At 73.4% G+C, this 22,671-nt stretch carries 20 protein-coding genes; 8 read left to right on the top strand and 12 right to left on the bottom strand.

The features are described from left to right. Positions 1-60 precede the first annotated feature (60 nt). Positions 61-2,145, bottom strand: a complete 2,085-nt coding sequence (locus ABZY91_RS15725; protein ID WP_355402779.1) for a transglycosylase domain-containing protein — start codon at positions 2,143-2,145, stop codon at positions 61-63. Between the two features lie 973 nt (positions 2,146-3,118). Between ABZY91_RS15725 and ABZY91_RS15720 the strand changes: the two genes are divergently transcribed. Next, positions 3,119-3,658, top strand: a complete 540-nt coding sequence (locus tag ABZY91_RS15720) for an OsmC family protein (protein ID WP_355402777.1) — start codon at positions 3,119-3,121, stop codon at positions 3,656-3,658. A 180-nt stretch (positions 3,659-3,838) separates the two neighbouring features. Here ABZY91_RS15720 and ABZY91_RS15715 read toward each other — a convergent pair whose 3' ends face one another. Beyond that, positions 3,839-4,486 (bottom strand): hypothetical protein, encoded by a 648-nt coding sequence (locus tag ABZY91_RS15715; protein WP_329877591.1) that lies wholly within the window; start codon positions 4,484-4,486, stop codon positions 3,839-3,841. A 276-nt stretch (positions 4,487-4,762) separates the two neighbouring features. Between ABZY91_RS15715 and ABZY91_RS15710 the strand changes: the two genes are divergently transcribed. Beyond that, positions 4,763-4,897, top strand: coding sequence for a hypothetical protein (locus tag ABZY91_RS15710; protein ID WP_355402774.1), 135 nt, complete (start codon positions 4,763-4,765; stop codon positions 4,895-4,897). A 140-nt stretch (positions 4,898-5,037) separates the two neighbouring features. On the opposite strand, the gene ABZY91_RS15705 is transcribed toward ABZY91_RS15710, so the two are convergent. From ABZY91_RS15705 to ABZY91_RS15690, 4 genes are all read right to left on the bottom strand, one after another. Next, the gene (locus ABZY91_RS15705) at positions 5,038-6,057 is read right to left on the bottom strand and encodes a hypothetical protein (RefSeq protein ID WP_355402772.1); all 1,020 of its coding nucleotides are present in this window, start codon (positions 6,055-6,057) and stop codon (positions 5,038-5,040) included. Between the two features lie 143 nt (positions 6,058-6,200). Next, positions 6,201-7,004 (bottom strand): phosphatase PAP2 family protein, encoded by an 804-nt coding sequence (locus tag ABZY91_RS15700; protein WP_355402770.1) that lies wholly within the window; start codon positions 7,002-7,004, stop codon positions 6,201-6,203. Positions 7,005-7,014: 10 nt separating this feature from the next. Further along, positions 7,015-7,974, bottom strand: a complete 960-nt coding sequence (locus ABZY91_RS15695) for a YihY/virulence factor BrkB family protein (RefSeq protein ID WP_355402768.1) — start codon at positions 7,972-7,974, stop codon at positions 7,015-7,017. Further along, a complete protein-coding gene (locus ABZY91_RS15690) occupies positions 7,974-9,830 on the bottom strand; it encodes a diacylglycerol kinase family protein (protein WP_355402766.1) in 1,857 nt (618 codons plus the stop codon). The genes ABZY91_RS15695 and ABZY91_RS15690 overlap by 1 nt, the downstream gene beginning before the upstream one ends. A 339-nt stretch (positions 9,831-10,169) precedes the next feature. Between ABZY91_RS15690 and ABZY91_RS15685 the strand changes: the two genes are divergently transcribed. Then, complete coding sequence (locus tag ABZY91_RS15685; protein WP_355402765.1) at positions 10,170-10,874, top strand: metal-dependent hydrolase; 705 nt, start codon at positions 10,170-10,172, stop codon at positions 10,872-10,874. A 167-nt stretch (positions 10,875-11,041) separates the two neighbouring features. Here the strand turns inward: ABZY91_RS15685 and ABZY91_RS15680 are convergent, their stop codons facing one another. The 4 genes from ABZY91_RS15680 to ABZY91_RS15665 form a co-directional block, all read right to left on the bottom strand. Next, positions 11,042-11,389 carry a hypothetical protein gene (locus ABZY91_RS15680; protein ID WP_355402764.1) on the bottom strand — a complete coding sequence of 116 codons (348 nt, stop codon included), beginning with the start codon at positions 11,387-11,389 and terminating at the stop codon, positions 11,042-11,044. A 228-nt stretch (positions 11,390-11,617) separates the two neighbouring features. After that, on the bottom strand, positions 11,618-11,959 hold the full coding sequence (locus tag ABZY91_RS15675) for an STAS domain-containing protein (protein WP_355402762.1): 342 nt from the start codon (positions 11,957-11,959) through the stop codon (positions 11,618-11,620). Continuing rightward, positions 11,956-13,248 carry a SpoIIE family protein phosphatase gene (locus ABZY91_RS15670; RefSeq protein ID WP_355402760.1) on the bottom strand — a complete coding sequence of 431 codons (1,293 nt, stop codon included), beginning with the start codon at positions 13,246-13,248 and terminating at the stop codon, positions 11,956-11,958. Before ABZY91_RS15670 ends, ABZY91_RS15675 begins: the two co-directional genes overlap by 4 nt. Further along, positions 13,245-14,048 (bottom strand): alpha/beta hydrolase, encoded by an 804-nt coding sequence (locus tag ABZY91_RS15665; RefSeq protein ID WP_355402758.1) that lies wholly within the window; start codon positions 14,046-14,048, stop codon positions 13,245-13,247. Before ABZY91_RS15665 ends, ABZY91_RS15670 begins: the two co-directional genes overlap by 4 nt. A gap of 320 nt (positions 14,049-14,368) precedes the next feature. On the opposite strand from ABZY91_RS15665, the gene ABZY91_RS15660 reads away from it, so the two are divergent. From ABZY91_RS15660 to ABZY91_RS15650, 3 genes are all read left to right on the top strand, one after another. Beyond that, on the top strand, positions 14,369-15,568 hold the full coding sequence (locus ABZY91_RS15660; protein ID WP_355402756.1) for a serine hydrolase domain-containing protein: 1,200 nt from the start codon (positions 14,369-14,371) through the stop codon (positions 15,566-15,568). Positions 15,569-15,689: 121 nt separating this feature from the next. Beyond that, positions 15,690-16,832 (top strand): serine hydrolase domain-containing protein, encoded by a 1,143-nt coding sequence (locus ABZY91_RS15655; RefSeq protein WP_355402754.1) that lies wholly within the window; start codon positions 15,690-15,692, stop codon positions 16,830-16,832. Positions 16,833-16,983: 151 nt separating this feature from the next. Then, a complete protein-coding gene (locus tag ABZY91_RS15650) occupies positions 16,984-17,982 on the top strand; it encodes a hypothetical protein (RefSeq protein ID WP_355402752.1) in 999 nt (332 codons plus the stop codon). 108 nt (positions 17,983-18,090) lie between these two features. On the opposite strand, the gene ABZY91_RS15645 is transcribed toward ABZY91_RS15650, so the two are convergent. Beyond that, positions 18,091-18,336 carry a substrate-binding domain-containing protein gene (locus ABZY91_RS15645; protein ID WP_355402750.1) on the bottom strand — a complete coding sequence of 82 codons (246 nt, stop codon included), beginning with the start codon at positions 18,334-18,336 and terminating at the stop codon, positions 18,091-18,093. Positions 18,337-18,600: 264 nt separating this feature from the next. On the opposite strand from ABZY91_RS15645, the gene ABZY91_RS15640 reads away from it, so the two are divergent. Both ABZY91_RS15640 and ABZY91_RS15635 read left to right on the top strand, forming a co-directional pair. Then, on the top strand, positions 18,601-20,937 hold the full coding sequence (locus ABZY91_RS15640; protein ID WP_355402748.1) for an Orn/Lys/Arg decarboxylase N-terminal domain-containing protein: 2,337 nt from the start codon (positions 18,601-18,603) through the stop codon (positions 20,935-20,937). A gap of 263 nt (positions 20,938-21,200) precedes the next feature. Further along, positions 21,201-21,359 carry a hypothetical protein gene (locus ABZY91_RS15635; protein ID WP_329877627.1) on the top strand — a complete coding sequence of 53 codons (159 nt, stop codon included), beginning with the start codon at positions 21,201-21,203 and terminating at the stop codon, positions 21,357-21,359. Positions 21,360-21,557: 198 nt separating this feature from the next. Here ABZY91_RS15635 and ABZY91_RS15630 read toward each other — a convergent pair whose 3' ends face one another. After that, positions 21,558-22,475 (bottom strand): hypothetical protein, encoded by a 918-nt coding sequence (locus ABZY91_RS15630; protein WP_329877629.1) that lies wholly within the window; start codon positions 22,473-22,475, stop codon positions 21,558-21,560. Between the last annotated feature and the right edge of the window lie 196 nt (positions 22,476-22,671).

Here is a 22,671-nt window from a genome sequence, read left to right as displayed (position 1 = left end):
CAGCGCGTCGAGGGCGGCCCTCGAACGGACCTGTCGGCGCCGCCGCGGAGATCGCCGTTGTCAGCGCTGCGTGGCCGGCGGGCTGGTGGACGGCGGGCCCGAGGGGGTCTCGGTGGCGCTCGGGTCGGGCTTGGGCGCCGGGTCGGGGATGTCGACCATCTGCAGGGACTGCTTGGGCGCGCCCCGCAGGGCCAGGTTCATGGCGTCGCGCCAGATCGGCCCGGGGCCGTCGGCGCCGAACACCTCGATGCGGTGCTTGCCGTTGATGGTGATGTCCCGCATCTCGACACCGCCGTTGGGGCCGCCGAGCCAGACGGCGGTGGCGAGCTGCGGGGTGTAACCGCTGAACCAGGCGGCCTTCTTGTGGTCCGAGGTGCCGGTCTTGCCGGCGATCGGCCGGTCGCCCTCCAGGTTGAGGGCCGCGCCGGTTCCGTCCGCGGTCACGCCGTTCAGGATGGTGTTCAGGATCTGCGCCGTCGTCTCGGAGAACACCTGCTCGCAGGCGCCGACCGGGACGGGGACGTCCTTGCCGTCCACCGTGGTGATCTTGTTGATCGAGATCGGGGTGCAGTGCTTGCCCTGGGCGGCGAACGTGGCGTAGACGTTCGCCATGGTCAGCGGGCTCACCTCCCCGACGCCCAGGCCCATCGCGGGAACCTCCTCCAGGGGCTGGCCGCTGGCCCGGCCGGTGATGCCGAGCTTGTTGGCCATCTGCTTGACGCGGCAGAGTCCGATCTCCTCCTCCATCTGCACGAAGTAGGTGTTGATGGACAGCGCCATCGCCTTCTTCAGCTGGTAGGGGCCCTTCTCGTTCGCGGACTCGTTGGGCACCACCGCCTTGGGCCGGGTGGTGTTCTTCCAGGTCCCCTCGCACGTCTTCATCGTCGGGTAGTCGAGCTTGTTCGGGGAGGAGTACTCCTGGGTCGAGGACAGCCCCGCCTCCAGCCCCGCCGCTGCGACGACGGGCTTGAACGTGGACCCGGGCTGGAAGCCGTTGCCGCCGCCCATCGCCGCGTCGACGTTGAGGTTGACGACGGTCTGGTTCTTCTTCGTGTCCAGGCCGTACGGCCGGGTCTGGGCCATGGCGAGGATCTTGCCGGTGCCGGGCTCGACCATGGTGGCGGCGGCCGAGACGGTGTCGGTGACCCGTACGTTGTTGCTCACCGCGGCCTGGGCGGCGGCCTGCTTGTCGGGGTCGAGGGTGGTGTGGATGTTCAGGCCGCCCTGGTCCCAGAACTTCTTCCGGTCGGCGGCGTTCTTGCCGAAGGCCGGGTCCTGCTTGACCACGTGCTTGATGTAGTCGCAGAAGAAGCCCATGCCGGCCTGGGCGGTGATGCAGCCGTTCTGCGGGGTCTTGAACTGGAGGCCCAGCGGGGCGGCCTTGGCCTCCTTGGCCTGGTCCGCGGTGATGTGCTTGTTCTCGACCATCTTGTCGATCACCACGTCGCGCCGGATCTGCGCGGCCTGCGGGTGCAGCTTCGGGTCGTAGGCCGACGGGTTCTGCACCAGGCCGGCCAGGGTGGCGGCCTCGGCGATCGTCAGGTCCTTGTTGCTCTTGCTGAAGTACCGCTGGGCGGCGGCCTCCACACCGTAGGCGGAGTTTCCGTAGTACGTGATGTTGAGGTAGTCGGTGAGGATCTGGTCCTTGGTCAGGTCCTCCTCCAGCTTGATCGAGATCTTCAGCTCCTGGATCTTGCGCCCCAGGGTCTTGCGCTGCGCCTCCTTGACGGCGGCCTGGTCGTCGCCGGCCAGTTCGACGTTGACGTTCTTCACGTACTGCTGGGTCAGCGTCGAGGCGCCCTGGGAGGCGGTGCCGCTCTCCGCGTTCTTGCTGATCGCGCGGAGCACGCCCTTGAGGTCGACGGCGCCGTGCTCGTAGAAGCGGGCGTCCTCGATGTCGACCTGGGCCTGCCGCATGTACGGCGACATCTGGTCGGCGGCGAGGACGGTGCGGTCGCGCTCGTACACCTTGGCGATCAGCCCGCCCTTGGCGTCGAAGATCTGTGTGACCTGGGAGAGCGGAGGGGTGTCGAAGTCGTCGGGGATGTCGTCGAAGCCCTCCGCCGTGTCCTTCGCGGTCAGCCCGAGCGCCCCGGCGGCGGGCAGGGCGAGGCCGGCGAGCAGTGCCCCGGACACGACGCTCACGCCGAGGAAGGTCGCACCGTGGCGGGCCAGCCGAAGCGGAGAACTGCGAGGCCGTAGGGGGGCTTCGCCGTCGGGGGAATTCCATATCGGAGGGAGGTTCGATGCCATGCGGGAATACTAGCCGCGGCCCCTCGCTGATCGAACAATTAACCGTGCACGGCTGTCACGGCTCTGTAACAGGTATTGGATTCGACTTATCCACATCAAATCGTATGCGTACTAAATGGACGTGAAAGGGAAATTCAGGATTCCTGCAAGGAATTCGACAGGCCCCCGCCCGTGGTGCGGAGCCGAAAGGAGTCAGTGGAGGCGGCCGTCGTCGGCGGGTCGCCCGCCGACTCCTCCTGCGCCCGTGCGCCCCCGTGGCTTCGCCTTGCGTGCCCCTCTCGTCCCGTGACCCTGATACCCACTAGATGCCGTGGGCGGGGTGAAAGGTTGCGCACGTCCGGAAGTTTCGGAGACGGTCCCGGGTGCCCCGTCGCCTTCCGGGGCGCCGGGGCACTCCGCTCGTCACCGGTCCGGCCACGGGGCGTTCGGGAGTAGCCGTATTCGTCATGGCCGATGTGCCCGGCTGTGCGGTCGAATTCGCCCGGATCGTCGGTGATCGTCGATTCGTCGACGAATGACCGGACGTCCGCAGAGCCTGCTCAGGGCCGTATGCGGCGCTCTTGCGCGCAGGGTCGGCCGTCCGGACCGCACAGTCACCCTGCCGCCCCGCCGGTGCCGGGTCAACGGCGCGTCGCCAGAGCGCCCCGAATCCGGGCCGGAACCGCCCGAAGGGGCAACCCGGCGTGCCCCGTGCCCCGTGCGATGTGCCCCGTGCGCTATGCCCCTGCCCCGTGCCGCCGGGTCCGTCGTGGTGTTGGGGGCCGGCGGTGGGCGCGTCCCGCAGCGGGTGAGGCGGTCGCCCAACTGCGTGCCGTCCGGTGGACCTTGGTCGGGTCCGCCGGCTGCGGCCCGTACGCTACCGGCCATGACGCACATACCTGCAGCGCGGCGGCCGGGCCTGGCCGAGCACCTGCGTGACAAGGGCGCGGCGATGCGCGACGCCGCCCGCCGGCGGCCCGAGAGTTCGGACTGGGACGAGGAGATCGGCGCGGTCTGCGTGGCCGACGACGCGACCGGGGTCCGCAAGGTCCGGGTGGGGGACTGGTCGTTCGTCGGTGACGGCGGCCCCGACATCGGCGGCTTCGGCCTCGGCCCGTCCTCTCCGGAGCTGCTCTGCGCGGTGATCAGCACCTGCCTGACGCACACCGTCCTGTGCATCGCGGCACTGTCGGACGTCTCGCTCGACCGGGCCGAGGTCCGGGTGAACGCGCGCAACAACGATGCCCGGTTCTTCGGTGTGCCGACCGAGGCGCCCGCCGTGCCGTACGACCTGACGGCGGTGGTGGAGCTGCGGGGAGCCGCCTCACCCGAGGAGTTGGCGGAGTTGCTGGCCGCCGCGGACGCGCGGTGCCCGATGCTGCAACTGGTCCGCTCCCGGCACACCGTCACGGTCCGCCCGGCCTGAGCCCCTTCTCCTCCGCCTTCCCCGCCCCGGCCGCGTGAGCGCGCGGCCGGGGCGGGGCCGCCTCCGCAGGCCCCGACGAACCCGGTAGCGGATGCCGGCCGACCGGGCTCCGCGGCCGACGCCCTCGTGACGACGTGTCCGGGGAGCGCGCGTGCCTCCCCGGAGCTCGGCGGAACGAACTCAGTGGAACACGACGGCGTAGCCGCCGGTGACACTCGCCAGGCACGCCCGGTGGAGCTGGTGCCAGGCGAAGCGCTCCGATTCGAACGGTTCGTCGGCCGCGTCCCTCCCGGCCGGCCCGGTCTCCTGCGGGCCGAGGGCGAGGCCCCCGGCGTCGACGCCGATGCCGAGGGCAGGCGCGACGGCCGAGAGCTCCGCGAGGAGACGCTGGGCGGAGCCGACCATCCCGGCGCCCGCGACCTCCGCCTCGGGAGGGAGGAAGAGCGGGTCGGCGAAGTCGACCGGCACGTAGTAGCCCGCGTTGTCGGCGTGACAGAGCAGGTGGGACGAGAACATCGACGTCTCGTCCTGGATCTTCTCGCAGTCGCGGTCCCACTCCTGCTCGCCGATCGACGCGGCGGGCGTGACGGGCTCACCGCGCCCGACGAGCACCACGATGCGGCGCAGCTGGGTCAGGTAGCCGTACGGGAAGCCGCCGGAGAAGGTGGGGGAGTGCGGCGGGCCGGCGATCGGCGGCTCGTGCCAGTCGACTCCCTGCGCCGCGAGCGCCCGGCCGAGGCGGGCGAAGGCGCGCCGGTGGTAGTCGAGCCCCTCGGGGTCGTTGCGCGCCTGGTCGTGGAGGAGGCCGACCGATATCGAAAGTCCCATGGGCACGCAGCCTAGTGCGCACCGGACGACCACCGTCCGGTCGGGAGGTCGGCTGTCTCGTTCCGGCCTCGGCTTCGTTCACAACAGGACCGGCGACGCGCAGGCCGAGTCCGCCCGACGCTTCTCGCCCGGGGGCGGGTGGGTCGTGAAAGTCTGAGCGGCGGTCACCTCGGGTTCGGCCCGGGGCGGTGGGAGGCCCGGAGGAGGTTCTGCCGATCCACCCGCCGAGGTCACGCCCGTCACCGGGGGCGGGGCCGAGCAGGCTTGTAAGACCAGGTGGAGAGTGCCGTTGAAGCCTGGCAGGCAGCCGGCGAGCCCCACCAGGACGGGTTCGGCATCACGGTCTCGCCCCTCGGCCAGCGCGTGTGGATCGGCAGTGAGGCCGGTCCGAGTTGGAACCTGCCGATCTGAGCCGGATGCCCTCAGAACCGGGGGCGCGGGATTGTTACTGATGACGACTCAATGCCGTCCCGCGCCCCTCTCGGCCCCGTCCCGCCGGTGAGCGTCGGCAGGGCGGGGCCTACTCGGTCTCGTCGGCCTGGTGGCAGCCGTCAGAACTGCCGTGACTGCTTCCAGTCCACGCCGCCGCTGGTGCCGGTGGCCAGCAGGTAGACCGCGGTCTGATAGGCGATGAGATTGATGGCCCTGGCCACGTACCCGGTCGTCTCCAGGTCCCACCCTCCCTGCCATCCGCCGTTCGCGTCGATCCTCGCGAGGGCGATCCGGTGGTCCCCCGCCCGGCGTACGGCTACCTGTCCCTGACCGTTGGCCGCGATCGCCACGGCCGGCTGGCCCTCTCCGCGGATCCCGGAAAGGATTTCGTGCCCCCACCAGTTGCTCTGGCCGTAGGTCTGGCGAATGAGGTTGACCTGGCCGTCCGTACCGAGCCACGTGCCGACGACGGTGCCCCGCCAGTTCAGGTTCCAGGGCGACAGGTCCATCTCCAGGTGGAGGGGGGATTCACTCCTCGCCCCGGGAACCGTCGACGGGTAGTTCCAGGAGTTCGACGTCCCGTCGAAGTAGATGCTCCAGTCCTCGTCGCTGCTGGAACCGCGCCAACTCATCAGAACACTCTGGTTGGGGAGTGAAACGACGGACACGGGGAGGGTGTTGGGCGTCGCCACCCCGTGGGGGACCTGTTCCCACTCGGGCTGCACGTGGGGTGTCTGGTCGGACGTACCGGCGGTCACGTACGTGTAGAAGACGAATCCGTTGGTGCCGGTGTGGAACACGCGGAAGGTGGAGCTCGATCCGTTCGTCGTCACCCATTCCACCACCGGGTCGGCGTAGGTGGTGGCGCCGGCCATCGTGACCTCCGGGCCGTGGCCGACGGACAGGCGGATGGTGTTGTTCGCGGCCCGCCAGACCTGGACGAGGACGTTGTTGTTGGGGTCGCGGGTCTCGGCCATGGCGCCGAGCGCGAACACGTTGTGTCCGGATTCGGTCTCGTGCGTCCAGCTGGTTCCCTCTCCCGGCTGCGAAGCATGGGCTGCGGAGTTCGCGAAGAACAGAACTGAAACGATGGTGAACAGGGTGATGGCGGGCAGCCGCCGCCTGGGCGTGATTTTCACGCTTCCGTCCTTTCCGGTGGGCGAGGTGCGGGCCCACTGTCCTTCACCACCGGGAGCCGACGCATCGGTCATTCGACTGACGGCGCCGGGTTCGGTCGAGCACCCGGCGACGGGCCGGTGCCGTCGCCGGGTGCTCGGGGTGCTCACCGCCCGGCGGGGGCCGACTCCTCCGGCCCTTCCGGTCCCGCCGTCGCGAGCTCCGGCTCCAGACCGTCCGTCACCGGCGGCACGCCGCGGCCGGTCTCCAGCCGCCACGCGTCGAACGCCCACGCCGTCGCCACGACCAGCCCCGCCCCGAGCAGCCAGCCGCCGAGCACGTCACTGGCCCAGTGCACGCCCAGCGCGACGCGGGTGAAGCCCACGCCGAGCACGGACACCGCGGCCACGGCCCAGGCGGCCGGCCGCAGCGCCCTCGGTACCACCGGCTCCAGGACGAGCAGCAGGACCGCGCAGGAGACGGCGGCCGTCATCGCGTGCCCGGAGGGGAAGGAGTATCCGGGTGCCAGGGCCACCGGGTCGGGCAGGCTCGGGCGGACCCGGCCGACGGCCGCCTTGACCAGGAATCCGGTGAATCCTGCCGCGATCTCCGTGGCGGCGGCCCACGCGGCCAGCCTCCACGCGCGCCGGTACAGCAGCCAGCCCACGGCCGCCGCGACCAGCAGGCGCAGCGTGACCGGGTCCCACACGCGGTCGCTCAGCACACGGATCACGGACAGCAGCGCGGGGTGCCCGAGGACGGCGGTGTGCAGGCGGTCGGCGGCGCCGCGGTCGAGCTCGGCCAGCGGCGTCCAGCGTGCCTCGATCAGCACCAGCAGGACGCCGGCCGGTACCGAGGCGAGCGTGAACGCGCCGGCGGCGGCCAGCAGCCGGCGGCCGAAGCGGCGGTCGGCGGCGCGCAGCGGTCGGCGCGGGGGGCGCCGGCGGAGGGATCGGGAATCGGTGTTCATCCTTCGACGGCTACCCACGTCCGGGCTGGTCAGGCCCCGGATCCGGCTCGATCGGCGAGCGCCGGCCGGCCCGGTCCGCCTCCAGCTGGGCGGCGAACGAGATGCCGAGGAGCAGTGCGATCGCCGTGAGGTAGGCCCAGACGAGCAGCGAGACGCCCGCGCTGAGCGGCCCGTACACGGCGTCGAAGGACCCGCTGATCTTCAGGTAGGTGCGGAGCAGCCAGGTCGTCGCCAGCCAGAGCACCAGGTGGACGGCGGCGCCGAAGGCGAGCCAGCTGTAGCCGGGCTGCTTGCGCCGCGGCGCGCGCCGGAAGATCACGACGGAGGAGAGCAGGGCCAGGCTGAACCCCAAGGGCCGGTGGAGCACCGACCAGACGGTCACGACGACGCTGTTCGGCCGGTAGACGTCGGCCACGGAGGCGGCGATCTCCGGGCCCGCGACCAGGACGACGAGGCCCGCTCCCATCGGGAGTCCCGCCAGGACGGCCATCACCAGGCCCCGGCCGTACTTGCGGTGGGCGGGGCGGTCCCGCTCGATGCCGTAGATGCGATTGGCGCCGCGTTCGATCTGGCTCATCGCCGTGACCAGGTTGACCATCGAGAACACCAGGCCGAACCAGAGTGCGACCGTGCCGCCCGAGCCGGCCCGCGTCCGGCTGCGGTCCAGCACGTCGCGGACCATGTCCGCGCTCGGCCCGGCGGTCAGCCGTTCGATGGTGAGCTCGGCGACCATGCCGATCCGCTCGGTGTGCATGACCTCGGAGAGGCCGATGACGGCGATGGCGAACGGGACGACGGCCAGGACGGTCTGGAAGGCCAGGGCGCGGGCGTGACTGAACCCGTCGGCGTACCGGAAGCGGACCACGGCGTCGCGGAAGAGCGGCCAGCGGCCGTGCTCCCGCAGGGTCGCGACCGCCTCGTCGGCGGAGAGGTCGCCGCCCCGGCCCCGTACCCTCCTCGCGGTGCCCATCAGCCCGCCGCCCCGACGGTCCGGGGACCCGCGTCGGTCGGTGGTCCCGCCGGGGAGGGGCCCGTCGGCTCCGCCGCCGGGCGCGGCGGGGGCACGGAGGCCCGCCCCCGGCCGGGACGGTCGCCCGCGGGGACCGGGGCGTGCACCAGCAGCGCGCCCGGCCGCACGGTCAGGCGCAGCCGTCGGCCGTCGCCCACCGGCTCGCCGTCCAGCTCGCGCGGGCTTCCGTGCTCCGTGACGAGCGTGATCCGGCGGCCACGGAAGTGTTCCAGGCTGCTCCCGTTCCCGCGCGCGGAGCGCTCGGCCTGCGTGGGTTGCGCGTCCCGGTCGGCCTGCCCGGTCCCGCCGCGCCGCGGGTCCTGCTCCTGCCGGCCGTGCCGACCGGTCACCAGCCGGAGCGTCGCCGTGCACCAGCCGGCGAACCCCCGGGGCTGGAACAGGACCAGGTCGAGCACACCGTCGTCCGGTTCGGCCTGCGGCAGCAGGCGCACGCCGCCCTGGAGCGAGCCGACGTTGCCCACGACGGCCATGGCGGCGCGGCGGTGGAAGGTGGCGCCGTCGTCGAGCGTGACGGCGAGCCGCATCCGCCGGTCCCCGAGGTGCCGGGCGATCCCCACCAGGTAGGCGGCCCAGCCGAGGCGGCGCTTGAGGCCGCGCCCGGTGTCCGCCATGACGGCGGCGTCCAGGCCGATCCCGGCCATCGCCCCGACGAGGGTCGGTTCGATGCCGTCGCCCTCCGCCAGGGCCAGGTCGATGCGGCGCGGTGCGCCGTCGAGCGCGGCGGCCAGCGCCCGGGCCGGCGAGGTCGGCAGGCCGAGGTTGCGGGCGAGCAGGTTGCCGGTGCCGCACGGGACGACGGCCAGCGCGGTCCGGGTCCCGGCGAGGGCCTGGGCGCAGGCGGTCACGGTGCCGTCGCCGCCGCAGACGACCAGCAGCGGGAAGCCGTCCGCGACCGCCCGGGCGGCGGCCGACCGCCCGAGGTCGTCGGGGTCGGTCTCGGCGAGCCGGGGCTCCCGGTACCCGTGCGCCGCGAGCACCGCGAGGACGTCGTCGAGAACGGCGGGATCGGTCACCACGGGGTTGGACACCACCATCGCGCGTCGGCCCGCGGGGCCGGCGGCTTCCCGGCTCCCGGTGGCCGCGCCCGCGGTGGCCGACCCGGGCGCGGCCTGCGTGGGCGGTACGGCCCGCCGTGCCGCGGGGCGCCGTTCGGGCCGCAGGAGCGTGCTCAGGACCCAGAGGGCGACGGCGCCGTTCAGCAGCCCGGCCACCACGTCCGTCGGGTGGTGCATCCCCCGGTAGAGCCGACTCGCCGCGACCAGCAGCGGCACCAGGCAGAGCAGCGCGACGACCGGGAGGTACCGGCGCCGGCCCTTCGCCGATCGCAGCGCGAGCACCGCCAGCGCTCCGTACAGGGCCGTCGCGGCGCCCACGTGCCCGGACGGGAAACTGGAGGTGGCCAGGGCCCCGTCCAGTCGGACCACGTCGGGCCGGGAGCGGCCCACCAGCGCCGCCGCCGTCACGAAGACGACGGCCTGGGCGAGGACCGCGCCGCCGACGAACAACGCCTCCCGCCACCGGCGCGGCCGCCCCGCGAGCACGAGCGCCAGCATCACCGCGGCGGTCGCGGCGACGATGGCGGGGGTGAAGCCGATCGCCGAGACCCACCCGGAGGCCCGGTCGAGCGACGGGTTCCGGTGCTCCGCCAGCCAGGTCACGACCGTCGGCTCCCGCTGGTCCCAGAGGCCGAACGGCGGATGCGTGACGAGGAGTCCGGCCAGCACCAGCACGACGGTCTGGGCCGGCAGTGCCAGGACGATCCGTCTGACGGAGCGTACGCCCCCTGGTGTCATCATGCGGGCCGTGTGCCCCGACCCGGCCGCTTCACGCGTTCCCGGCCGGCCCCGGGCGGAGCAGGGCCCGGTGCGTCAGGCCCGGCGCATCGGGCCCGGCGCATCGGGCCCATGGGCGTCAGGATCCGGGGTGGCAGGCCCTCCGAGTGTCAGCAACCCGTCCGAGCGTCAGGAACTCCCCGGACCGGCCAGGCGGATCGCCCGCCGCCGTGGCACGGCCGGGAGTGGGAGAGGGAACGGCGGGTAGCAGACGGACTCCTCCCCACGACGGCCCCGCCGCACGGTCGGCCGGCGGGGGAGCGGACGGCGCCCGAGGGGCAGAAGGGACAGGTGCGATCCGGCATGCTGGGCCAGTCACACGCGGTCAGCGGGGCACTGATCTTCGCCGCGACGGCGTCGTTCCTGCCGGAGGCCCTGCTCGGCAAGGAGCTGCGCCCCGGCGAGATCCTGGTGGGCACGCTGCTCTGCGCCGGGGCCGCGCTGCTCCCCGACCTCGACCACCACGACGCGACACCCGCGCACCTGCTGGGCCCGTTGTCGAGGGGGCTCTGCCGCCTGGTGGGCAAGCTGAGCGGCGGACACCGCCACGCCACCCACTCGCTGCTGTTCGTGGCACTCGTCAGTGGCGGCACCTGGTGGGGCGTCACCCGTCTCGGCGACGGCTTCACCCTCGGTGTCACCTTCTTCCTCCTCGCCCTCGCGGCGCGCGCCCTGCACCTGTATCCGCCCGGGCACGGGCTGACCGCGTGGGTGACCTCGGTCGGTCTGGCCGGGGTCGGCACGGCGACGGTCGCCGCCTGGTTCGACGGCATCGCCGGCTGGCTGCCCTACACGGTCGGTCTGGGCGCCCTGACCCATCTGCTCGGCGACTGCCTGACCCGGCGGGGCGCGCCGCTGCTGTGGCCGTACCGGCGGCGCTTCGAAGTGGTCCTGATCCGGCGGACCGGCAGCCGTCGGGAGACCCGCTTCTTCGTGCCGCTGATGACCGTCGCCACCTTCGGGGCCCTCTGGTTCACCGCCTTCGCCCCACGCTTCGCCACGAGCTGACCGCCGACCGCGCATCCGACCGCGTGTCCGGCCTCGGTCCGGCCTCGGTCCGGAGCCGCTCGGCCGGCCCGGCGCCGCGGGCCCGTGCGGACAGGGCGGCGACGGCCGGGCCTGCGGCGGCCGGGCCCGGGGCGGCGGGGGTGATGCCGTCGCGTCCGGGGACCGGTTCAGCGTGCTGCGGTTCCTGCGGGGTGGGCGCTGTCCTCGAAGCGGTCCGTGGTGGCCGGTTCGGGGGCTCTGGGCGCGGTGCTCTGCCGGGCGGTCTGGCAGGTGCTGCACGTGTGCCAGTGCGGTCGGACCCCCGACCGGTCGGTGTCGGTGAAGCGGTGCGGGGCGAGGGTCATCTCGCCGGTGTCCAGACCGCACAGGGTGAGGGGGCCGCAGACGCCCGACGCGTCCGCGGGGGCGGCGTGCGCGAGGCGCACCGGGTTCTCCGGGTCCGCCGGCGTGTGGTCGGGTCCGAGGATCCGAACGTTGGTGGGCATGTCCAGTTCCAGTACGACGATGATGTCCATCTTCTCAACGTGGCCGCCCGCGCGGTCCGTCGCACCCGCACGGTGGCATCCGGACCAGCCGGACCAGCCGGACCGGTAGGCCGTCGAGGCGAGGCGTCCGTCGCCCGGCACGCCGGAGGCCGTCACGGTCGCACCGCGCGCGGTCCGGCCGGCGCGCGGGTCCGGCCTGAGTCCGATCCGGCGGGGCCGTGCCGGGGTGCGTGCAGCGGTCGCCCCGGTGGCGCCCGGTCAGGAACGCAGCACGGCGGTGGCGGTGTCGGGGTGGATGGTGAAGACCCGGTCCAGGCCGACGATGCCGAGGATGCGGGCGGTGTTGGAGGGTACGGCGGCCAGCGCGATGCGGGCGCCGTGGCCCACGGCGACGTTGCGGGCGGCCAGCAGGACGGTGATGCCGCTGGAGTCGCAGAAGTCCAGCCGGGCCAGGTCGAGGACCAGCAACTGTCCGCCGGCGAGGGGGAGGGTGTCGACTGCCTCGCGGAGGCCGGGGGCGGTGTGGTGGTCGAGGTCACCGGCGATCTCCAGTACGGGACCGGTCGCGGCGTCTCGGGTGGTGATCGTCAGCGGGTTCATCCGTGCTCTTCACTCGTAGCAGGGGCCGGGGAGGGGATGCCGAGGGCGAGTAGGGCGGTGTCGTCGTCCAGGCCGTCGCCGAAGCCGGCGAGCAGCCCGGTGAGGGCGGTGACCAGGGCCTGAGGCCCGGCCGGGGCGCGGGTGGCCGCGAAGGCTAGCAGGGCCTCCTCGCCGTACAGCTCGCGGTTCGGGCCGATCCGGGCCTCGGTCAGGCCGTCGGTGTAGAGCAGCAGCGTGTCCCCGCGGGAGAGGACGGTGCGGGTGGGCGTGAACTGGGCGTCGGGCAGCACGCCGATGAGCATGCCGCCGGGAGTGGTGAGGAACTCGGCGGTGCCGTCCGCACGCTGGACCAGCGTCGAGGGGTGGCCGCCGGAGGCCAGCTGGACCGTGCAGGTGTCGCCCCGGGGGTGCAGGACACCGAAGACGGCGGTGCAGTAGCGGGTGTCGCCGCCGCTGGTGTACCGCTCGTTCAGCACGGTGTTGAGCGTGTGGAGCACCGTGACCGGGTCGGGGTCGTGCAGGGCGGCGGCGCGCAGGGTGTGGCGGGTCAGCGAGGTCACGGCGGCGGCCTGGGGGCCCTTGCCGCAGACGTCGCCCAGGAAGAACGCCCACCGGGCGCCGTCCAGGGGGAACAGGTCGTAGAAGTCTCCGCCCAGCAGGTCGGGCGAGGCGGTGTGGTAGTGCGAGGCGGCCTCCAGCCCCGGCACGACGGGCAGGGCGGAGGGCAGCAGGCTCTGCTGCAGCACGGCCAGCGCCTCCTGGAGGCGCTCGCGGTCCGCCTCCGCCTGCCGGCGGGCCTCCTCGGCCGCCCGTCGGCCGCGCAGCAGCTCGGCTTCGTAGGCCCGGCGGTCGCGGGCGTCGAAGACGCTGGTGCGGATGAGCATCGGCTCGCCGCCGGCGCCGGTCTTCACCCGGGAGGTGACCAGGACCGGCAGCCGCGTGCCGCCTGCCGCCTTGAGCTCCAGGGCGATCCCGCTGATCTCGCCGTTCAGGTGCAGCAGCGGCGCGAAGTGCGTCTCGTGGTAGAGCCTGCCGCCGACGGTGAGGAGGTCGGCGAACCGCATCCGGCCCACCACCTGGTCGCGGCCGAGGCCCAGCCAGTCCAGCAGGGTGGTGTTGATCTTCGCCACGGTGCCGTCCATCAGGGTGGACAGGTAGCCGCAGGGCGCCTGCTCGTACAGTTCCTCGGCGCTGTCCTCCAGGAGGGCGGTGAACGTCGCGTCGGGGGCGTTCAGGCCCCCCTCCCGTCTCGGGCCGCCGGGGCTCCGGTCGTCGGCGCGAGCCGTCATCGGGCGGCTCCGACGAAGCCGAGGATCGCCTCGGCCGTGGCCTCCGGCGCGCTGAGCTGCGGGCAGTGGCCGGTGGCGTCCAGGGTCACCAGCCGGCTGCCGGGGATCGCGGCGTGGACGTAGGCGCCCACCTCACGGGGGGCGATCACGTCCTGGGCGCACTCCAGCACCAGCGTCGGCACCGCCACCGACTTCAGGTCGTCACGGCTGTCGGACAGGAACGTGGTCCGGGCGAAGACCCGCGCCATGTCCGGATCGGTCGCGCAGAACGACGTGGTCAGCTCCTCGCCGAGCTCCGGCCGGTCCGGGTTGCCCATGATCACCGGGGCCATCGCCGCGGACCAGCCCAGGTAGTTGGACTCCAGCGACTCCAGCAGCTCGTCGATGTCCCCGGCGTCGAACCCGCCCCGGTAGCCGTCCTCGTCTATGTAGCAGGGGGAGGGCGCCACCATCACCAGCCGGGAGAACCGCTCCGGGACGGCGGCCGCCGCGAGCACCCCCACCATGGCGCTGACCGAGTGCCCCACGAACGTCACGTCCCGCAGGTCCAGCTCCTCGACGACCTCGACCACGTCCCGGGCGTAGCCGTCCAGCGAGCTGTAGCGGTCCTCGGTCCACGCGGACGCGTCCGACCGGCCGGACCCGACGTAGTCGAACAGGACCACGCGGTAGTCGTTCGCCAGGGCCGGAACGACCAGGCGCCACATGTTCTGGTCGCACCCGAACCCGTGCGCGAGGACGACCACCGGCCCGTCGGCACGCCCGGTCACCCTGATGTTGTTCCTGCGTGCGACATCCATGCCTGCCAGTCTCCCACCCGCCCGTCCGGCGCCTTCTCGGGGCCTCGGGTGCCGGGGGGCGGGTGCAGGGTGCCGGGCCCGGGACATCGGGCGGTGGCCCGGCTGCGGGCACCCCGCCTCGCGCGTCTCGCCGAGGCCCGCCGCCCACCGCGCACCGCCTGTCGCCCGCCGCCCGCCGCCCGATCGCGAGTATCGCCGGGAACTCCGTCGGGGGCCTCCCCCGATCGGGGGAGTGATCTTTCCCGCCTTCCCGCGATGTGGAGGGAGGCCCCCGGAAACCAGGATCGTGCCCACACCGAACGATCTCCAGGAGTTGACCGATGCGTACGCAGATCCGGCAGGCCCCCAGTTCTCCGACCGGGCAGCGGGGCGGCAAGCGGCGACGGGCCGTGTCGGCCGTGGCCGCGGCGGCCTTCGGCGTCATGACGGCGGGCGTCCTCGCCCCGCCCGCCGCCCTCGCCGCCGACCCCGCCACCGCCTCCGCCCGAGCGAGGCCGGACGCCGTCCAGCAGGTCCTGAACACGCTGGTGCGTGACGACGGGCTGCCCGCCGCGCTGGCGAGCGTCAAGGGAAGGGACGGCCGTACCCGTACCTACACCGCCGGGACCGGCGACCTGGCCACCGGCTCGAAGGTGCCCAGGGACGGCCAGGTCCGGATCGGCAGCAACACCAAGACGTTCACGGCGGTCGTGGTCCTGCAACTGGTCGCCGAGGGGAAGCTCGGCCTGGACGACTTCGTGGACACCCACCTGCCCGGCCTCGTCCGGGGCGAGGGGATCGACGGGAGCACCATCACCGTCCGCCACCTCCTCCAGCACACCAGCGGACTCCCCGAGTACGGCAACCACCTCGACGACGACGAGATCAGGTACCGGTACGTCGAGCCCCGCGACCTGATCGACATCGCGCTCCGCTACCCGGCCGACGCGGCCCCGGGGAAGGTGTGGGGGTACAGCAACACGAACTACATCCTGGCCGGCCTGATCGTCCAGAAGGTCACCGGCCGGCCCCTCGCCGAGGAGATCGACCGGCGCATCGTCAAGCCCGTCGGCCTGCGCCACACCTACTTCCCCGCCCCCGGGGACATGACCATCCGCGAGCCGCACCCCAAGGGCTACCACCGCAACCCGGCCGACGGTCCGTTGCGCGAGTACACGGAGATGGACCCGTCATGGGGCTGGGCGGCGGGCCAGTTGATCTCCACCAACTCCGACCTCAACCGGTTCTTCGGCGCGCTCCTCGGCGGAGAGCTCCTCCCGGACGCCCAGCTCGCCGAGATGCGCACCACCGTCCCCGTCGGCGGGCCCTCCGACCTGCGCTACGGGCTGGGGCTCACCAGCAGGGCCCTGTCCTGCGGCGGCGTCTACTGGGGCCACGGCGGCGACATCGCGGGCTACGAGACCCGGGGCGGGGTCACCGACGACGGCCGTGCCGCCAACGTCGCGGTGACCGGCGTCCCGTGGACCGACGCGGGCACGAAGCACGTGCTGGAGGCCGTGGACAAGGCCCTGTGCGGCTGACACCCGCCGACCTCCCGGGCCGGACGTGCCGTGCCGTGCCGATCCGTGCCGTGCCGTGCCGATCCGTGCCGTGCCCGAGCAACCCCGACCGACGAACCGACGAACCCCCAGGAGTTGACCCATGCAGGAACAGACACGCCGAGGACTCCGGCGGCGACACGCCCTGTCGGCCGCGGCCGCGCTGGCCGTCGGCCTCACCGTACCGGGTGTCCTGACGGCGCCCCAGGCCGCCGCCACCGGGCCGGACACCGTCCAACGGAGCCTGAACGCACTGGTGCGTGACGACGGGATGCCCGCCGCGCTGGCGAGCGTCCGGGACCGTCACGGCCGCACCCGCACCTACACCGCGGGGACCGCCGACCTGGCCACCGGCTCGAAGGTGCCCGTCGACGGCCAGGTCCGGGTCGGCAGCAACACCAAGTCCTTCGTCGCGGTCGTGGTCCTGCAACTGGTCGCCGAGGGGAGGATCGGTCTGGACGACTTCGTGGACGCCCATCTGCCCGGCCTCGTCCGGGGGGAGGGGATCGACGGGCACGACATCACCGTCCGCCAGCTCCTCCAGCAGACCAGCGGGCTCCCCGACTACAGCAGCGACCTCGGGGACGACGCCCGGTACTACGACCCGAACGAACTGCTCGCCTTCGCCCTCCGGCACCCCGCCGACTTCGCCCCCGGCAAGAAGTGGAAGTACAGCAACACCAACTACGTGCTCGCCGGCCTGCTCGTCCAGGAGGTCACCGGCCGCCCGCTCGCCGAGGAGATCGACCGGCGCGTCGTCCGACCCGTCGGGCTGCGCCACACCTACTTCCCCGCCCCCCGCGACGCGGGCATCCGGGAACCCCACCCCCACGGCTACTACCGGGAATCGGCGGACGCCCCGCTGCGCGACGTCACCGAGATCGACCCGTCCTGGGGGTGGGCCGCCGGGCAGATGGTCTCCACCGGCTCCGACCTCAACCGGTTCTTCGGCGCGCTCCTGGCCGGTCGCCTCCTGCCGCCGGCCCTGCTCGCGCAGATGCGGACCACCGTCCCCGCCGAGGAGACCTTCGGCCCCGGCGCCCGCTACGGACTGGGGCTCGTCAGCAGGCCGCTGCCGTGCGGCGGCCTCTCCTGGGGGCACGGCGGCAGCTTCCCCGGGTACGAGACCCGGAGCGGGGTCACCGACGACGGCCGCGCCGCCACCGTCGCGGTCACCGTGCAGCTCACCGACGCGGCGAGCCGCAGGAAGCTCGAACGCGCCGTGGACACGGCCCTGTGCCGCTGAGCCCCGCCGAGGGGAGTTCCGCGCGGTAGGACGACCGGTGGGCCCGACCCGACGTCGGGCCCACCGGCCCCGTGTCCGCGCACCGGCGCCGCACCGTCGGGCGGAGGGGGTGCGGCGCCGTCCGCAACCGCGGGACGCTACCCTCCGGGACATGGCTCAGCCCCCTCACCCCCGGATCGTCACGCGGCTCGTCGACGGGCACGTCTGCGCCTACGACCTGGCCGCCGGTGCCGCGGACGTGCTGTCACCCGCCGTGAGCTTCCGGCCCGTTCCCGGGGACGAGGTCGTCGACCGGGCCGTCGCCGCCGACCTTCGGCGCGCCTACTACACGACCCTCGACGCGGTCGTCTGCGTGACGTCGGACGGGGCCGAGGTCTGGCGGTCGGCGTTCGGGCCGCCGTCGGACCGGCGGTTCGGGCACTGGCCCGGCTGCGCCCTGTCGGCGGACGGACGGACGGTGTGGGTCTACCGGCCAGACGTCATGGCCGGCCGCGACCGCCCCGACCAGTGGGTCGTGCTGGACGCCGGGACGGGCGCGCTCGTCGCCCGGGCGGACCTGTCGACCGTCGGGCAGGGCGGCCGTCAGCTGTCGCACCGGACGAGCGGCCAGGTCCTCCTGAACGTGGGGGAGGGGCAGGACGGTTCGGTCGTCTACCGCGGGTCGCTGACCGAGGGCCGGATGGACCTCGTCCGCTACCCGTGGGACGACCGGTGCCTGATCGACCTGTCGCCCGACGGACGCCGGTTCCTGACCGTTCACCACGATCAGACCGACCTCGCCGTCCACACCTACCCCGACGGCGAGGTGGCGTTCACCCTCACCGTCGACGCCTTCGGGTACGACCCGGACGGCACCTACCTGGAATGGAGCGGCGGCTACCTGGACCAGGACACCGTCGTCGTGACCCTCGTCGGCGAGACCGAGGACGAGGACGAGACCGAGGGGGAGGAGGTCGGGGAGGAGTGGCGCCGTCACTACCGCGTCGACGCCTGCTCCGGCCGGGTCCGGGGGGAGTTCGACGCAATGGTGGCGGGGGACTCCGACGACTTCCGGCCCCTCGGCGACGGATCCTGGCTCACCACGGATCCGTCCGGTCACCCCGTCCGCCGCACGGAACCGCCGGGCGCGGTCCGGGAGCCGCTCGGCTGACGGCCGCCCGGATCCGCAGGCCGTCCGGATCCGCAGGGGGCCGGTTTGGACGGCCTCGACGGCGCACCGCGTGAACTCCCGTCCGCCGAAGGCCGTTTCGGGCGGCGGTCAGCCGGACTCGCGGACCACCAGCCGGTGGGCGATGCGCTTCCGGACCTGCGGCAGCGGCGTGCTCACGGCCGCCGTGGACATCCGCGCGACCTCGTCGAACGCCGGCTGTGCGAACGCCGCGAAGTCCAGCCGGAGCGTCGTGAGTTCGGGTTCGACGAAGACGCCGATCCTCAGGCCGTCGATGCCGATCACGGCGCACGAGTCCGGCACGGCGAGCCCGCGGACCCTCAGCTCCTTCAGCACACCACCGGGACCCGCTCGGGCGTGGTCCGCTTCTCCCTGTACACCCGAGGCGGAGGTGCCGCGCCGCGCGAGCGCGTCCGAGCCGGCCACGGCGGCGACCGACCGGCCGTGGGCCCGGTGCGGCCGGCACCGCCCGGCGCCGTCCGCACCGCGTTCGTGGTCGCTCGAAAGGGTGAGAGCCGCCGCTTCCCGCCCCGATCCCCGGTGCGTGGCCTCGACACTGGGCACGTCGGGCTGCTGGGCCCACGGCAGACGGAGAGTGCCATGGCGAACGGAAGTGTCCTGCTGGCGTTGCGCGAGGACCCGCTGGGCCGGGGAGTCGGCGGCGACCAACTACGGCGCATCGGCAAGGAGCTGGAGAGCCGCGGGCTGGAGGTGCGGTGGGCGCGGACGGTCGAAGGGGCCGTCTCCGTCCTGAGCACCGAGGCGGGCCTGGCCGCGGCGGTCGTGGCCTGGGACCTCCCCTCCGAGGACGGCGCGGCGGCCGACGGGGAGGGCGCGGTCGTCCTGCGGCACGTTTCGCGCCGGTTCAAGGACCTGCCGGTCTTCGTCGTGATGTCCGAGACGGCCGACCTCGGGCTGGACCGGCTGCCCCTGTGGGTGGCCGAGATCGCCGTCGGCTACATCTGGCCCCTGGAGGACACCCCCTCCTTCATCGCGGGCCGGGTCCTCAGCGCGGCGCGTGCCTACGCCGACGCCGTCCTGCCGCCGTTCTTCAAGGCCCTCCGCCGGTTCGACGACGCCCACGAGTACTCCTGGCACACCCCCGCGCACTCCGGTGGCGTCGCCTTCCTGAAGTCGCCCGTCGGACGGGCGTTCTTCGACTACTACGGCGAGCGCCTCTTCCGTACCGACCTGTCGATCTCGGTGGAGGAGCTGGGATCCCTCTTCGAGCACAGCGGTCCCATCGGGGACGCCGAGCGAAACGCCGCCCGCGTCTTCGGCGCGGACCGGACGTACTTCGTGCTGCACGGGAACTCCACCGCCGACCGCATGGTCGGTCACTACTGCGTCGCCGACGGCGAGATCGCCCTGGTGGACCGGAACTGCCACAAGTCGGTCCTGCACGGGCTGGTGATCTCCGGCGCCCGCCCCGTCTACCTCGTCCCGACCCGCAACGGCTACGGCCTGGCCGGGCCCCTTCCCGCCACCGAGACCCGTCCCGAGGCGGTGCACGCCCGGATCGCCGCCCATCCGCTGACAGCGGGGGCGGTGTCACCCGGGGCCCAGTACGCGGTGATCACCAACTCGACCTACGACGGCCTCTGCTACGACACCGTGCAGACCGCGCGTGCGCTCGCCCCCAGCACCCCCCGGCTCCACTTCGACGAAGCCTGGTTCGCCTATGCGCGCTTCCACCCCCTCTACGCCGGCCGGTACGGCATGGCCGTGGGCCCGGACACGTTCGGGGGCGACGAGCGGCCGACGGTCTTCTCCACCCAGTCGACGCACAAGCTGCTGGCCGCGCTGTCGCAGACGGCCATGGTGCACGTGAAGTCCTCCCCCCGGGCACCGGTCGAGCACCACCGGTTCAACGAGGCGTTCATGATGCACGGCACCACCTCCGCCCTCTACCCGGCGATCGCCTCGCTCGACGTGGCCACGGCGATGATGGACGGACCCCAGGGGGAGTGGCTCGTCAACGAGGCGATCACCGAAGCCGTCCGGTTCCGGCAGGCCGTCGTCCGCACCGGACGCCGGATCGCGGCCGCCGGCGACAGGCCGCCGTGGTTCTTCGGCGTCTGGCAGCCCGACACCGTGACCGACCCGGCCACCGGGACCACCGTCCCCTTCGCCGACGCCTCCCCGGCGCTCCTGGCCACGGACCCCCGCTGCTGGGAGCTGGAGCCCGGCGCGGCTTGGCACGGCTTCCCCGGACTGAGCCGGGGACAGTGCCTGCTGGACCCGGTCAAGGTGACGCTGACCTGCCCCGGCGTCGACGCGACGGGCCGGACGGCCCCCTGGGGCGTCCCCGCCCGGATCCTCACCGCCTACCTCGCGGGCCGTGGCATCGTCGTGGAGAAGACCGACACCTACACCGCGCTCGTCCTGTTCTCCATGGGCATCACCAAGGGGAAGTGGGGCACCCTGATGGACGCCCTCATGGACTTCAAGGCCCTCCACGACGCCGACACCCCGCTGCGCCGGGTGCTGCCGCACCTGGTCGAGCGCCACCCGCAGCGCTACGGCCGGACGACCCTGCGCGAGCTCTGCCAGGAGATGCACGAACACCTCACCCGCGCGGAACTGATCGACGCCCTGGACACCGCGTTCCGGGAGCTGCCCGTGCCGGTCGTCCCGCCCCAGCACTGCTACCGGCAGCTGATCCGGGGCGGCACCGAGCGCCTCCGTCTCGCGGAGGCCGCCGGCAGGGTGGCCGCCGCCATGGTCACCGTGACCCCGCCCGGGATCCCCGTCCTGATGCCCGGGGAGGCACTCGGGACCCCCGACGGCCCGGTCCTGCGCTACCTCGGCGCGCTGGAGGCCTTCGACCGCTCCTTCCCGGGCTTCCACAGCGAGGCGCACGGCGTGTCCGTCGACCCCGGCACCGGCGACTACCTCATCGAATGCGTGCGGGAGGACGTCCGGGCGACGTGGTGACCGAGGGGCCGTGCGCGGGGCGAGCTCGGGGCGGGGCCCTCCCGCCTCGGCGTCGTCGGGCACACATCGGTCCGGCACACGACCAGGGCGCTCCGAGGACACCGGCAGTCCGGCGCGAACGGTCCTCAGAGGTGGTACACGGTGGCCTGCAGGAGCCCGCGGTCCCACCGGGTGGTGGGCGAATCGGGTGACGCCTGACATGGCCTCACTCCTCGGGGGCAGAAGGGACAGCATCTGTTCCGGCCAAACGCTCGGAGGTGCACATGTCCACCACCATGGTGTTGCTGGTGGCGCCGCTCGTCCTCGCTGCCGTACTGGCGGCCACCGGCCCGCGCACGGCGTCCCGGCACCGCGGCCCCCGCGCCGTCGTCGGTCGTGGTGACGACGCGTACCGGCCCCGGCACGCCCGGCCCTCGCCCTGACGCCCTGCCCTGACTCTCCGCCCTGGCTCCTCGTCGGGGTCCGCTGCGCGAGTCACACCGTTCCACCGGGCCGCCCCGGCATCGCCGGGGCGGCCCGGTGCGTCGTACCCCGGCGGTCGTACCCCGGTGCGTCGTACCCCGGCCGTCGTGGCACGTCGCGCAGCGGCGGGGCGGGCCCGCGCCGCTGCGCGTCCCGGGTCAGCGCCCGCGCCGCCGCAGGTCCGGGGCCAGGGGGAGCTGATCGCCGGTGGCACCGGTTTCGAGGCGCGCGTAGTCCGGGTGGTCCAGCCGGTGGTGGACGTAGATCTGGTCGGCCCACGGCGGGTCGAACGGCGTGAACGCGCGCAGGCCCAGGACACGGCCGACCACCCGGTCGGACCGCTCGGCGTTGAAGTCGGCGACCGCCGCGGCTTCGCCGATCTGCTCGACGGTCCCCGGAAGGTCGTCGAGGTAGCAGGTGACCCGCGGCAGCAGGTGCCCGTGCGCGGAGCCGCGGAACAGGTCGAGGGCGGTCGCCGTCGAGGAGTAGTAGTCCAGGTCGAGGGAGACGAAGCCCACCGGATGATCGCGCAGCACGTCCGCGTGGGTGTCGAGGTAGTCGGGCAGCGTCCGGGCGAGGTCGCCGATCACCAGCTCGGACGAGCCCAGGCGGGCCCGCAGCCGGTCGTGGTCCATGGTGTAGAAGCCGGGACCGAACAGGTAGGGCATGTCCCGGGGGTCCTTGGCGGGGGGCATGCCCGAGCCGCCGTCGAAGCCGACCACCCGCACCGCCACACCGGTGGCGGCGGCGTAGTACCGGGCGTGCTCGGCGAGGGCCAGCAGCCCGTTGCCCCCGGCCACCCCGAACTCGACGACGGTGACACCCGGGTGCCCCAGCCGCGCGGCCGACTCGGTGGCCCGGCGCACCCCGTACGCGTAGTGGGGCCGCTCGACCAGCCCGAACCGGTACGCCGGCGCCGAACCGACTCCGGGCAGCCGCCGCAGCAGCCGGTTGCGCACCGCGTTCCGGGTGCCGGACTTCGACCAGTCCCACAGCACGTCGGCCAGCCCACCGGCAGGCCGCCGTCCGAACGGGTGACCCTTCTGGGCGGTCGTCCCCACATTCCTGCGCACCATGGCACTCCCCACACGACGAAGCGGTCGGGGGCAGCCTTCCCGTCCACCCTGCCCGCCCAACCGGTTCGCCGCAGGGCGCGGCCGAGAAGTCGTGGGGGACGGTCGCGGCCGTCCGTCCTCCGGAAGGTCCGGAACGGGTCTCCGGATCCTCGGCGGGCCGTGCGGCACCGGCGCGGGTAGCGTGCTGCGAGGGGGA

The sequence above is a fragment of the Kitasatospora sp. NPDC002965 genome (assembly GCF_040611255.1).
Lineage (GTDB): Bacteria > Actinomycetota > Actinomycetes > Streptomycetales > Streptomycetaceae > Kitasatospora.
This window is presented reverse-complemented; position numbering and strand designations above follow the sequence as displayed.